Annotated in this window: 10 protein-coding genes; 4 read left to right on the forward strand and 6 right to left on the reverse strand. The window is 70.1% G+C overall.

Annotated elements, in window-relative coordinates:
* Window positions 1–77: 77 nt before the first annotated feature.
* From Pla175_RS03985 to Pla175_RS04010, 6 genes are all read right to left on the reverse strand, one after another.
* Window positions 78–1,019, reverse strand: a complete 942-nt coding sequence (locus Pla175_RS03985; RefSeq protein WP_145281401.1) for a phosphatidate cytidylyltransferase — start codon at window positions 1,017–1,019, stop codon at window positions 78–80.
* Window positions 1,016–1,696 carry a lysophospholipid acyltransferase family protein gene (locus tag Pla175_RS03990; RefSeq protein WP_145281402.1) on the reverse strand — a complete coding sequence of 227 codons (681 nt, stop codon included), beginning with the start codon at window positions 1,694–1,696 and terminating at the stop codon, window positions 1,016–1,018. The genes Pla175_RS03985 and Pla175_RS03990 overlap by 4 nt, the downstream gene beginning before the upstream one ends.
* A gap of 106 nt (window positions 1,697–1,802) precedes the next feature.
* Entirely contained in the window at window positions 1,803–3,002 is a 1,200-nt protein-coding gene (locus Pla175_RS03995) for a glycosyltransferase (protein ID WP_145281403.1), read from the reverse strand.
* Window positions 3,003–3,174: 172 nt separating this feature from the next.
* Window positions 3,175–4,608: a lipopolysaccharide biosynthesis protein gene (locus tag Pla175_RS04000; RefSeq protein WP_145281404.1), complete on the reverse strand. Its 1,434-nt coding sequence runs from the start codon at window positions 4,606–4,608 to the stop codon at window positions 3,175–3,177.
* 197 nt (window positions 4,609–4,805) lie between these two features.
* Window positions 4,806–5,732: a polysaccharide deacetylase family protein gene (locus tag Pla175_RS04005; RefSeq protein ID WP_145281405.1), complete on the reverse strand. Its 927-nt coding sequence runs from the start codon at window positions 5,730–5,732 to the stop codon at window positions 4,806–4,808.
* Between the two features lie 91 nt (window positions 5,733–5,823).
* Window positions 5,824–6,909 (reverse strand): GNAT family N-acetyltransferase, encoded by a 1,086-nt coding sequence (locus Pla175_RS04010; protein ID WP_145281406.1) that lies wholly within the window; start codon window positions 6,907–6,909, stop codon window positions 5,824–5,826.
* 272 nt (window positions 6,910–7,181) lie between these two features.
* On the opposite strand from Pla175_RS04010, the gene Pla175_RS04015 reads away from it, so the two are divergent.
* The 4 genes from Pla175_RS04015 to Pla175_RS04030 all read left to right on the forward strand — a co-directional run bounded on the left by Pla175_RS04015 (window position 7,182) and on the right by Pla175_RS04030 (window position 12,271).
* Complete coding sequence (locus tag Pla175_RS04015) at window positions 7,182–8,696, forward strand: Wzz/FepE/Etk N-terminal domain-containing protein (RefSeq protein ID WP_145281407.1); 1,515 nt, start codon at window positions 7,182–7,184, stop codon at window positions 8,694–8,696.
* Between the two features lie 241 nt (window positions 8,697–8,937).
* Entirely contained in the window at window positions 8,938–10,344 is a 1,407-nt protein-coding gene (locus tag Pla175_RS04020) for an O-antigen ligase family protein (RefSeq protein ID WP_145281408.1), read from the forward strand.
* A gap of 78 nt (window positions 10,345–10,422) precedes the next feature.
* Window positions 10,423–11,247, forward strand: coding sequence for a WecB/TagA/CpsF family glycosyltransferase (locus Pla175_RS04025; protein ID WP_145281409.1), 825 nt, complete (start codon window positions 10,423–10,425; stop codon window positions 11,245–11,247).
* The gene (locus Pla175_RS04030) at window positions 11,228–12,271 is read left to right on the forward strand and encodes an alkaline phosphatase family protein (protein ID WP_145281410.1); all 1,044 of its coding nucleotides are present in this window, start codon (window positions 11,228–11,230) and stop codon (window positions 12,269–12,271) included. Before Pla175_RS04025 ends, Pla175_RS04030 begins: the two co-directional genes overlap by 20 nt.
* Window positions 12,272–12,309: the final 38 nt, after the last annotated feature.

Here is a 12,309-nt window from a genome sequence, read left to right on the forward strand (position 1 = left end):
GTCCGTTGTCCGTAGTCCGTTGCACGCGCAAGCGATCTGCAACGGACAACTGGCAACTGGAAACTTGCAACGGACAACTACCCCACCAGCAGCAGCTTCGACACGTGGTAGAACACGGGCGCCGCGAAGCAGATGGCGTCGATGCGGTCGAGCACGCCGCCGTGCCCCTCGACCAGCGTGCCGAAGTCGCTCACGCCGCGGTCGCGTTTGATGGCGCTCATGGTCATCGCGCCGGCGAAGCCCATCACCGCCACCAGCATCGACACCAACGCGGCGTGCCACAGCTCGGTGTAGGGGGTGGCCCAGTAGAGGGCCATGCCGATGAGCGCCGTGGTGGCCGACCCCCCCAGCAGCCCCTCCCAGGTGCGGGCCGCGTTGATTTCCGGCGCGATCACGTGCCGGCCATACAGCCGGCTCCAGACAAACTGCACCGCCTCGCTGACGATCGTGATGACGATGAAGAAAAACAGCAGCCGGGCGCGTTTGGCGTCGTCGAGACCCGGGGCGTCTAGGTACAGCAGCGCGGGGGCGTAGCTCAGGCAATAGACGCACACCAGCAGCGCGCACTGGATCTTGGCCACCCGCTCAAGGAACCGCTTGGCGTCGCCGGCGATCGCTACCCGCAGCGGGATGAACAGGAACGCGTAGACCGGGATCAAGATGCTGTAGACGCTGTAGTAGTCCATGCCGACCAGCAGGTACTGCAGCGGGGTGAAGAAGAAGAACACCCAAAATAGCGCGCGGTGGTCGCCGGGACGCGTGGGGGTGAGCGTGATGAACTCACGCAGCGCCTGGAAGCTCACCACCCCGAACATCGCCACGGTGAGGCTCTTGGAGATGAACGCCACGGCCATGAACGAGCAGATGGTCCACCAGGCCCGCAGGCGGCTGTTGAAGCTCTCCACCGCTACGGGGTTGAGCCCCAGGTGGTGCATCCGCGTCAGCAGCCGTCCGATGAGGGTCGCGGCCCCGAGCAGGCCGACCACCGTTGCGGCCAGCGCCCAGCTTGATTGGTTCATCCCGCGGCCCCCGCGGGCGGGGTGGGTCCCAGCGGCGCCGGCAGGCCCGTGCGGCTGTGATCCGGCTCCTCGCGGTAGGCCTCGCCCAGCTTGATCACGGCGCTACGGGCCCGGGCTAGGAAGTCGACCTTCGACTCGCCCCGCTCGAGCCACATCGGCGGCCCGAAGGTCACCGTGGTGAGCAGCGGGATCGGCAGGTACTCGTCCCGCGGCAGCACCCGGTTCATGTTGTTCAGGTAGACCGGGATCAGCTCGAGGTCGGGCCGCTTGCGGGCCATGTAGTACAGGCCGCTCTTGAACTCGCCGATGGCGACGCCGTCGCTGCGGCCCCCCTCGGGGAAGATGATCACGGAGTGCTCCTGGCCGATCTCGCGGAGCATCACGTCTACGGGGCTCTGGTGCACCTTGACCTCGTGCCGGTCGATCAGCAGCGCGTTGTAGGCCCGGGCCAGCTTTCGGCGGAACCAGTTCTGCGACCAGTAGTCCTTGGCGGCCACCGGGCGGGTGATCTTGCGGACGTGGGCGGGCAGGGCGGACCAGACCAAGATCACGTCGATGTGGCTGGTGTGGTTGGCGAAGTAGACCCGCTGGGTCGTGTCCGGCTGGGAATCAACCCAGCGCACGCTCGCCCCCCCCATAAACTTGGCGAGCAGGTTGATCGCGATTTCGGTGAGCATTGCTCGTCAAAAGGGGGGCGTGGCTGCTTTGATTATGCACAGCGGGGCGCCCGCGGACGAGTGTCGCCCGAAGAGCCTTCGGCCCTTGGCAATTAGCCGTCAGCGGTCAGCTTTCAGCCGGATGAACCAGGAGCGCCGGCGCCCGCAGGTCGAGCGTCGCCAGATCGCCTGGCGCCCCCGCTGGCTGGCGCATCGGGCGACGCGAGGACTTTCTTTGGTAGAGATCTTCGAGCAATTCCTCGTACCCCTCGACCATCACGCTGAGCGACCGCTGCTGCACCACCCACGTGCGGCCGGCGCGGCCGTAGGCCTCGGCTCGCAGGGGGTCGCACAGCAGCTCGGCGACGCGGTCGACCATGGCGGCTTGGTCGTCGCTGTCGACCAGGCAGCCCGTTTGGCCCTCGGTGACCGTTTCGGCGACCGATCCGACCCGCGTCGCCACCACCGGGCGGCCGACCGCCATCGCTTCGAGGATGGACACCGGGCTGGCCTCGATCCGCGAGGTGAGGGTCATCACGTCCGTGGCGCCGATCACGCGGGGCACGTCGTCACGATTGCCCAGGAAGCAGACGTAATCGGCCAGGCCGAGCTCTTGGGCCAGCGCCTCGAGCTCTGCGCGGCGCGGGCCGTCGCCGATCACCAAGAACCGCGCGTCGCGTAGCTGCCGCCGGACCAGGGCCGCGACGTGCAGGAACATCTCGTGGTTCTTCTCGGGCCGCAGCGCGGCGAGGATGCCAACCACCGGCGCGGTGGGGTGCAGCCCCAGCTCGGCCCGGATGGCGGCGCGGTCTACCGGCGGCGCGAACCGCTGAGTGTCGACCCCGTTGGGGATCACAAACACCTTCGCGGCGGGGAAGCGTTCCTGCTCTACCAGGAACCGGCCGTGCGAGGGGGCGCAGCCGATGAAGGCGTCGGTCCACGGCGTGAGCATGCGGTTCAGCCGGCCCACCACGTCGGGCCAGCCGGTGCTGTGCAGCGCCGCGGCGATCACCGGCACGCCGGCCCGCTTGGCCGCGAGCCGGCCCCAGAACATCTTGTCGCCGGCGCCCACGGTCACCACCGCGTCGATCTTGCGCTTGCGCAGCAGCCGCGCGAGCCGGGGCAGCACCCTCAGGTCGTGCTTGCCCGACAGCAGGTTGGCGTGCACCGGCACCTCGTCGGCCAGCAGGTCCCCCAGCGGGCCGCGGTCCTTGAGGCAGACCAGCTCTGGCTGGAACCGGGTGCGGTCGAGCCGGCGGATCAGGTTCACCAGCAGCGTCTCGGCACCCCCGACGATCATGGTTGTTTGGATGAAGGCGACGCGCATGGCGGAGGGAGTGGTGAGTGGTGAGTGGTGAGTGGTGAGTGGTGAGTGGTGAGTGGTGAGTGGTGAATGGTGAATGGTGAATGATGAATGATGAATGATGAATGATGAATGATGAATGATGAATGATGAATGATGAATGATGAATGATGGGGAACGCCCTTTAGCCGTGGGGCTACGCTCCCGCGGCGCGGGGGAAAACGCCCAGACGCAACGTGCCCGCCTTGGCGAGCTCCTCCGGAGAGAACACCACCCGCCTAGCAAGCATCGCGACGCACAGCATCAAGGCCGCGGCGGCGGGGCCCGCCGTCAGCGCCGCCGGCGCTGCGCACAGCAGCAGCGTGCCGCGGTGCAGTCGCATCCCCAGACGTTGGTTGACGATCAACTGGCCGACGAGCGCCAGCAGCGTGGCGAGCGCCGTGGCGACCACCGCCCCCAGCAGCCCGAGCCGCGGCAGCAGCAACAGGTTCAGCAGCACGTTGGCGAGCAGCCCCGCGGCCAGCGGCAACGCACAGCGGCGCGACTTCTCTGCACAGAACGCGTAGGTCTGCGCCACCATCATCACGCCGAACCACACGCAGGCCACGACCGCCCACGGCAGCACGGCCAGCCCCTCGGCGTACTTGCCCGGGAAGGCCGTGGCGAACAGCCAGGGGCAGCCGACCAGCACGGCGCAGCCGCCGGCGAGCATGCCCAGCGCGGTGAGCTTGAGTGTAAGGTTGAGCTGGTCGGACACCTCGTCGCGGCGGCCCTGCTCCCAGGCGTGGCTGAGGTGGGGCGTCACCGCGCCGACCAGCAGGTTGGCGATCGACACCATCAACGCCGGCACGATGTTGGCCGCGTGGTAGTTGCCCACCTGCGCAAGGGCCGCAGTCGCGTCGAAGCCGCCGAAGTGGAGGATCATGTAGCGGTCGATCACCGCAAACAGGTTCGCCAGCAGGTTGGCCACCCAGATCCAGATGGCGAACCGCATCAGCGGGGGCCAGAACTCGCGGTGCGCCACCGGCTCGGCGGTGTCCTGCTCGCCGCGGGCCTCGATTGCCGCGCGGACCCCCACGGCCAGCAGAGACGCCACACAGGCCAGCCCGTAGGCGACGACGATGCTCTCTGCACGGGGGCCCCAGGTCAGCAGCAGCGTCACCGCAATCAACGCAAACGCGGTGCTCTGGAAAAAGTGCATCGCGGAGACCAGCCGGAACAGCCGCATCCCGGCCAGCACCGCCTCGGCAAAGTGGTGCGCGATCACCGCGGCGAGCGTCAGCGCCACCAGCGTCATCAGCCCGGCCCGCGCAGGGTCGCCGAACACCAGCTCCGCCATCGGCGCGCGGAACAATATCAGTGCAGCCACCGCGGCGGCCGACAGCAGCGCCGTCCACAGCGTGGTGCGTCGCAAGAAGAGCCGCAGCCGGCCCTGCTCGCGGAAACGCACCAGGTACCTGCCGAACGACCCCGGGAGCCCCAGCACCGCCAACGGCGCCGCCAGCAGCAAGAACCCGTAGGCCATCTCCCAGCGGCCCAGCGCCTCGGCGTCGAGCCACCGGCAGAACAGCACCCCGCGGCCGAAGCCGATGGAGCGCTGCACCACCGTCACGGCGAGCAGCACCACCACGCTCGAAGCGAGCGTCTCGGGGACGAGCGATGGGCGAGCGGGTTTGATGGGGGTGGTAGGTGTTAGGTGTTAGGTAGTAGTCGTTAGCAATTCATGGTGGGTAGCGCCCCACGGCAGAGCCCGCAGGGCGACCCGTATCCCCCACCCCCCGCAGGGGGAGGGGGCGGGAGCGGGTACACGCGTCGCCCCCGCATCCGCTAGTCAAGTCGCGTTGAGTGATCGAGTTGGCCAGGCTGTGTACCCACGCCAACCCCCTCCCCCTGAAGGGGGAGGGGGGTACGTGATTGGCTCCGCCGCTCGTACTCGTACCGCTCCACCGCCCCCAGCTTTCTTGGGTCGATCGTGAGCCAGTTCTTCAGCCGGATCAGCTCTGGGTCGGCGTGAAAGCGTTGCAGGTGGAAGGGGTCGTCACCCGGGAAGTTGTAGCCGCCGTAGGCGCTGCACACGCCGGCCAGCCCCGCGGCGCGGGCGATGGCGAACGCCTCGTGGCGGAGGTTCTGGTGCAGGCCGAACGGGAACGCAAAGTACCGCACCGGGGCGTCGAGCATGGCGTGTAGGTCGCGCACCGAGCCGACGATCTCGTCGTGCAGCCGGGCGGAGTCTTCGATGCTCCCCAGGTCGGCGTGGCTGCGCGTGTGGGCGCCGATCTCAACGCCGGCGCCGTGCATGGCGCGGACCTCCGCGGCCGTGTTGGGCCGCAGCGGCGCGCCGGCCTGAGAGTCGTGCGGGAAGGGGAGCCCCTGGGCGATGTGCCGGGTAGCGACGAAGTAGGTAAACGGGAGCCCCATCCGCAGCAGCAGCGGGATGGCGAACCGGCAGTTGTCTGCGTAGCCGTCGTCAAACGTGATGCAGGCGGTCGGGCGCTGGTTGTGGCCGCGGGCGATGCGTCGCTGCGCCTCGGCCAAGGGGACCACGTCGAACCGCCGCGCCACCCACTCCATCTGCCTACGGAAGGCCCGCGTGCCGATGGTCCAGGCGTTGGGCGTGTCGTCCGCCACGCGGTGGTAGAACATGATCCGCACCGGCGCCTGCCCCGCGGCGCAGCGGGCCCGAGACTGCCAGGAACGCACCGGCAGCGTAGCGGCGTAGTAGGCGGACAGCGCGAGTTGGCGGTCGATTCGCATGATCTTTCTTGTCCGTGGTTCGTTGTCCGTTGCCAGTGGTGCGAGGTGGATCGCCTGCGCGTACAACCGACAACCGGCTGCGGACAACCGACTACTTGAGCGCCCGTTTCGCCGCGGAGCGGAGCCCCCGGTAGGCGCCCTCTGCCGCGGCTCGGACACGGGCGCTGACGCGTGGCGGCGCTACGCGGTAGTGGACGGCGGCGCGGTGCGTGCCGCGCCAGTGGGCCTTGTAGCTCTCGTCGCCGCGCATCATGTCGAAGTGTTTGAATCCCGCCTCGACCGCGCGGCGGGTGCTGAAGACCCGCATCAACCGGCCGGGGGAGTCGGGCAGGAACTCGAGCGCCAGCCCCCCTTGGTAGCCGTGGATCGTGTCCGCGGCCTGCAGGTTGTAGTCGATGGCCGCGGGCCTGCCGTCTAGCAGGATCATCTGCATGTGCAGCATGCCGGCGCCGAGCAACCGGCGGGTCGCCTCGTGGTGGAACGCGGTGAAGCGGGCCGACGCGAAGCAGCCCGGCTCGCCCTCCGCTTCCCAACGCTGCTGGTGCAGGTCGATCAGCACGGGCCACGCTTCTTCGAGGTCGGCCTCGGTCCGGACCACGCGGGCCTCGCAGCGGTCCGAGCTCAGCACGTTCCGCTCGGCCCGACGGAGTTGGCCGCGGTGGCTGCGCGACTGCATGGCGAAGAACTCTTCCCAGGTCGCGGGCAGCTCGAGCGTCCAACTGCCGCTGGCCGGCAGCGTCACGCCGCCGCAGCCGCCGTCGCGTAGCCGCTCGATGAGCCGCAGCACGCGGAGGTTGTCGGCGTCGGTGTTCTCCAGGCAGAGGCAGTCCCAGGCCCCGGAGTCGGCCAGCAGGAACCGGGCGATCGCCTCGACGACTTCTTTCTCTTGCCCGGGGGCGGCGAGGATCGTGGTGTGGTCGCTGCACACCTCGCCGTCGCCCAGCCAGCGGATGGCGGCCCCTTCCCGCAGCGAGCGGCTCTTGCGCCAGGGGGCCAGGCCGACGAGCTCGCCGGCTTGGTCATGCACGGTCAGCACGTACGGCGCCGAGTCCGAGTAGTGGCGGGCCCACACGCCGAGCCAGTGGTGGCTGTTGAGCGGGTCGCCCGCGGCCAGCGCGTTCCACGGGTCGGCGATCGACTCGAGCGCGGCCGGGTCGGTCAGGGCGTGGACTTGCATGGGTTCGGCTCGTGGTGCGGAACAGGCGGGGCGGGCGAAACAGGCAGCGCTGCGTAGTGCGCAACTCTGCGGTACGCAGCGGGGATTGCAAGTCGGCCGCCGCCGGTTGGGGCCCGATGTTGCGAATCGGCAACACGCCGTGGCGTCGCCGCCACGCGCGCCACGTGCGGCGGACCGGTTTGCCCCGGTATTTCCGGGGCAAACCGGCGATTGGCGCCACGGTTGCTTGAGAGCGTGGCCTACCTTTCCCTATTCACGCCCCGGAGCCACGCATGCCCCCTCAACCCGAAGCCGGCCTCTCGCCACGCGAAGTCGTCCGCCTGCTCCAGGAACACTGGCGGGTATGGGCGCTCCCCGCGCTGGCCGGGCTGCTGCTGGCGGGCGCGTACGCGGCGCTCTCTACCCGGCAGTGGAAGGCGACCCAGGGCCTGTTGGTCCGCTCCGAGGCGGCCGGCTTCGCCGAGCAGCGCCTCGGCAAGTTCACCGACCTGGCCGAGATGAAGACGCTGCAAGAAACCGTGCTGGAAGTGGCCCGCAGCCAGAGCGTGGTGGAAGCCACGCTGAAAGAAGTAGGCCCCCCGCCGTCGCGGTTCGGGGGCTGGTTCGGCAACCGCGACTGGCCCACCGCACAAGACGTGGCCGACTTCCGCGACGACCTCCGGCTGACCCCCCCCGGGGGCGCCGAGTTTGGTAAGACCGAGATCTTCTACATCTCGGTGCTGAACAAGAACGTCGAGCGCGCCCAGAAGCTGGTAGACGCCCTGGCGACGCAGCTCGAGGACCGCATGCAGCAACTGCGTAACCAGCGGGCCGAGAGCATGGTGGCCGAGCTCCGCCAAGGGGTAGAGATCGGCACACAACGCCTCGATGCCCAGACCCAAGAACTAAGCCGGTTCGAGGCGGGCCTGGGCGCCGACCTGTCCGACCTGCGTTCGCTGGTCTCGCCGATCGGCGGGCCCGGCGAGATGGGGCAGCGCGCGCTGGCCATCGAGGGCGAGCTGCGTCAGCACGACGGCGAGCGTCAACGCCTCGAGCAACTGCTGGCGACGGTCCGTGCCGCCGAGTCCGACCCCAACCTGTTGCTGGCGACCCCCGCCGAGCTGCTCGCCTCGCAGCCCGCGCTGCAGCGTTTGAAGGACGGGTTGGTCGACGCACGCATCGCCGTCGCCCGCCTGTCGGGCGCCCGCAGCGCCAGCCACCCGTTGGTGCGTGCCGCCCAAGAAACAGAACGCGGCGTCGCGGTGCAGCTCCGCGAGGAACTCCCCGCGGCGGTGGCCGGCATCGAGCTGCAGCTCCGCAACAACGCCGCCCGCATCAAGACGCTTACCGCGAAGCTGAGCGACGTGCACGGCCGCGCCGGTTCGATCGCCCGTCACCGCTCGGAGTACTCAGAGCTGATCGCCGCGGTCGATCATCAGACGCGACTGGTAGACGCCTCCCGCAAGCAACTCTCGGACGCCGAAGCGCTCCGCGCCGGCGCCGGCTCGGCCAGCGTGCTGGAGCGGATCGACCAGGTCGAGGCCGGCATCCGCCCGGTAGGCCCGGGCCGGGTGACGATCGCCGCGGCCGGCGGCCTCGGCGGCTTGGTGCTGGGGCTGTCTGTGCTGTTTGTCTTCTACACCACCCCGGCCCCGGGCGCGGCGCCCCCGGCGGTCCGTACGGCGACGCCCCGAATGACGGCCGCCGACTACGACTACGCCTCCCGCCCCGCCGTCACCCCGATGCCGTACGACACGCACGAAGCGTTTGGTTATTCCACCTATGCCGGCACGGCCTCACCCCGCTGAGGGTAAGGCCAACCGCCCACCAACGGGGGGGCGACGTAGGGTTGTGCTAGAGGGGGAGAGATCCGCGTGAGCCGGGGCGTCCCCGCCCCCGGCGCGGGGGAGAGTTCGTCGAGCCGCGAACCGTTTTCCCAGGACCGGCGCTTTCTCCACCGCGCCGGGGTCGAGGACGACCCGGCTCTCACGTTTCTTTGTTCTCTCTTTGACGCTTTGGCCTTTTCGACCTGTTCGATCCCGTCCCACGATGCCCATCGCCCTCGCACTGATCGCCGTGGCCGCGCTGTTGCTGGCGGCGGCGTTTGCGCGGCGGGCGTCGCTGCTGTCGATGGCGGCCATCGTGCTGGTGGTGGGCTACGTGTTTGGCCACTCGTTCTGGCACGCAAACCTGGGCCCCATCCCGCTGACGCTCGACCGGCTGCTGCTGATGGGCCTGGTGGCGCTGCTGGCGTGGCGGTGGAAGCGGGGCGAGCTGTCGCCCGCGCCGCTGGCCGGCGCCGACTGGGCCCTGGCGGCCTGCCTGGCGTGCCTGTCGATCAGCTTCCTGCTGAACCGGCCGGGCGAGTTCGTGCCGCAGCCCACCTCGATCTTGTGGCGGTTGATCGTCGCCTTCTGGGCGCCGGCCGCGCTCTACCTGGTCGCCCGGCAGGCGCCCCTGGGCCCGCGCGAAGTGCGGGTCTTCTTCGCGATCCTTGCCGGCCTGGGCGTCTATCTCGCTTTCACCGGTCTGGCGGAGACCGCCGGCGCGTGGGCGGTGGTCTTCCCCCGCTACATCGCCGACCCCGAGCAGGGCCTGCACTTCGGCCGCGCCCGGGGACCCGAGCTCAACTCCGTGAGCATGGGCGCCTACCTGGGCATCTGCCTGTGGGCGACCTGGATGCTCGTGCCCAAGGCCTCGCGGTTGATGCAGTTGCTGCTGGTCGGCGCCTGCGGAGCCATGGCGCTGGTCGTGCTGCTGACCTACACCCGCAGCACCTGGCTCGGCCTGGGCCTCAGCGGCCTGGTGGTCGCCGGCCTGCAAACCCCCCGCCGGCTGAGGGCGCCGATGCTCGGCATCGCCTGCCTGGCCGGCGGCGTGCTGCTGGTGGCTGCTTGGGACAAGATCATCGGCCTGGAGCGTGAAGACTCCGGCAGCGTCTCGGCCCACTCCGTGCAGCAACGCGAGGCGTTCGTCTACGTCTCGATGAACATGTTCCGCGACAACCCGCTGTGGGGGGTCGGCTTCGGCCGGTTCTACGACCGCAAGCTCCCCTACCTCTCCGACCGGTCGCAGTCATTCGAGCTGGAATCGATCCGCGGCCTCCACCACCACAACACCTACCTGGGGCTGCTGACCGAGACGGGGCTGCTGGGGCTCGCCAGCTACGCGGCCCTGTTGGGGGGCATCGGCGTCTGCGGTTGGCGCCTCGCCACCGCGCCCGAGGCAGAGCCAGAGCTCCGCGCCCTCGGCCAGTTCGCCCTGGCGGCGCTGGCCATCTACAGCGTCAACGCCGCGCTGCACGACATCACCCACATCCACCCCGACCAGTGGCTGCTAATGACCATCGCCGGCGCCGCCGTAGGCGCCGAGCGGAGGTTGATGGCCCGACGAGCGGTCGGCGTTCAGCAATCAGCTTTCAGCGGTCAGCTACGCGACGCTCCCGCAGCCTGCTGACAACCGGCGCCCAACAACTCGGCGGACGATCGTCCGTCGCTCGGAAGTAACGTCACTCATCATTCATCACTCATCACTATGAAATCTCTCCCCACCGTTCCGCTGTTCGGCATGAACATCCACCGGCTCACGCTCAACGAAGCGGCGGGCGCCGTACTCGACTGGGCGGCCGCGCCGCGTGGTGCCACGTGCCGGTACGTGGTGACCCCCAACGTCGACCACGCGGTCATGTACCAAGAGAACGACGCGCTGCGGCGCGCCTACCGCGAGGCGTCGCTGGTGCTGGCCGACGGCGCGCCCATCGTCGCCGCCTCGCGGGCGCTCGGCCGGCCTCTGCCGGAGCGGGTCGCCGGTAGCGATCTGGCGCCGCGGCTGTTCGACCTGGCGAAGCAGAAGGACGGGCCGCTGAGCGTCTACCTGCTGGGCGCCGCGCCCGGGGTCGCCGAGCGGGCCGCGGCGAACATCGAGCGTCGCTGGCCGGCGGTGCGTGTCGCGGGGTGGTACTCGCCCCCGCTAGGGTTCGAGAAGAACCAAGCAGAGAACGACCGCATCCTGGGCCTGATCGCCGACGCCCAGCCCGACGTGCTGCTGGTAGGGCTGGGGGCGCCCAAGCAAGAGCTGTGGGTCCAGCGGTTCGCGCCGCTCATCGAGGCCAAGACCGCCCTGTGCATCGGCGCCACCATCGACTTCCTGGCGGGCCACCGCCGCCGCTCGCCCCGCTGGCTCCAGCAGGCGGGCCTGGAGTGGCTGCACCGGCTGGCGAGCGAGCCCCGCAGGCTGGCCGCGCGGTACGGGCGCGACGCGATGATCTTCCCCCAATTGCTGTGGCGCGAGATCCGCGGCGGCTTCCCGGCGCATTCCTTTGCGGGCTACACTCGCACGGATGCCGCCCACGCCCGCTGAACCGCGCCTCGTGCTGGTCACCATCGACGGCCTGCGGGCCTCGTCGTTGGGGGCGTACGGCAACACCTGGTTCGCGACCCCCGGCCTCGACCGCCTCGCGGCCGAGTCGCTGCTGTACGACTGGCGGATCGTCCAGTCGTCCGACGCGCAGGCCCAGTTGCGGGCCTGGCTGGCGGCGTTGGGGCCCGGCGCGTGGCTGCTGACCGACGACGCCCAGGCCGCCGCCACCCTAGAGGAGGGGGGCGACAGCCCACGGCTGGCGGATGTGACGCTGGTCGACATGGGCCTCCCCAGAACGCCGGCAAAGCGGTTCGAGCAGACCCGCGCAGCGATGGCGTGCGCGCACTTTCTTGACGCCCTGCCCACGGGCGACGCGCCGGCATGGCTGCACCTGGGGGTGCTGGGCCACGCCTGGGACGCGCCGCACGAAGCGGCGCTGGCCCTGTGCGAACCAGACGACCCGGCCCCCGCGCCCAGCGTATCGCCCGCCAGCGGAGGCGAGGCCGACGCCGACGCCCGCTTCGCCCAGGGCTGCCGGTACGCGGCCCAGGTGATGGCGCTCGACGCCTGTGTCGAGGCGCTGCTGGAGGGGCTCGACACGCAGTTGGGCGCCGGCCGGTACGACCTGGCGCTGGCCGGGCTGCGCGGCTATGCGCTCGGCGAGCACGGCGTCGTGGGCCCGGCAGACGCCAGCGGCCCCTACAGCGAGGCGCGTCACACGCCGCTGGTGGTGCGTCGCGCGGACGGCGACGGGGCGCTGCTGCGTACCGGCGCGCTGGTGGGCGACCAGGAGCTGGCCGGCGTGGTCCAGCGCAGCGGCGGGCTCCCCGGGCGCGAGGCGCTGCCGCTTACCGGCGGCGGCTGGCGGGGGCTGCGGACCAAGGACTGGCTGCTGATCGAGCAAGACGCCCGCCGCGAGCTGTACGTCAAGCCAGACGACCGCTGGGAAGCCAACGACGTCGCGACGCGGTGCGAAGAAGCGCTAGAACGCTTGCGCGCCGATCTGGGCGCACAATGCCAGTGAGCCGGGGCGTCCCCGCCCCCGGCGCGGTGAAGTAGACC

The organism is Pirellulimonas nuda, from assembly GCF_007750855.1.
GTDB lineage: Bacteria > Planctomycetota > Planctomycetia > Pirellulales > Lacipirellulaceae > Pirellulimonas > Pirellulimonas nuda.

Coding starts and splice junctions, on each gene's coding strand:
- Pla175_RS03985 (WP_145281401.1), bottom strand. CDS start 1,019: ATGAACCAATCAAGCTGGGCGCTGGCCGCAACGGTGGTCGGCCTGCTC.
- Pla175_RS03990 (WP_145281402.1), bottom strand. CDS start 1,696: ATGCTCACCGAAATCGCGATCAACCTGCTCGCCAAGTTTATGGGGGGG.
- Pla175_RS03995 (WP_145281403.1), bottom strand. CDS start 3,002: ATGCGCGTCGCCTTCATCCAAACAACCATGATCGTCGGGGGTGCCGAG.
- Pla175_RS04005 (WP_145281405.1), bottom strand. CDS start 5,732: ATGCGAATCGACCGCCAACTCGCGCTGTCCGCCTACTACGCCGCTACG.
- Pla175_RS04010 (WP_145281406.1), bottom strand. CDS start 6,909: ATGCAAGTCCACGCCCTGACCGACCCGGCCGCGCTCGAGTCGATCGCC.
- Pla175_RS04015 (WP_145281407.1), top strand. CDS start 7,182: ATGCCCCCTCAACCCGAAGCCGGCCTCTCGCCACGCGAAGTCGTCCGC.
- Pla175_RS04020 (WP_145281408.1), top strand. CDS start 8,938: ATGCCCATCGCCCTCGCACTGATCGCCGTGGCCGCGCTGTTGCTGGCG.
- Pla175_RS04025 (WP_145281409.1), top strand. CDS start 10,423: ATGAAATCTCTCCCCACCGTTCCGCTGTTCGGCATGAACATCCACCGG.
- Pla175_RS04030 (WP_145281410.1), top strand. CDS start 11,228: ATGCCGCCCACGCCCGCTGAACCGCGCCTCGTGCTGGTCACCATCGAC.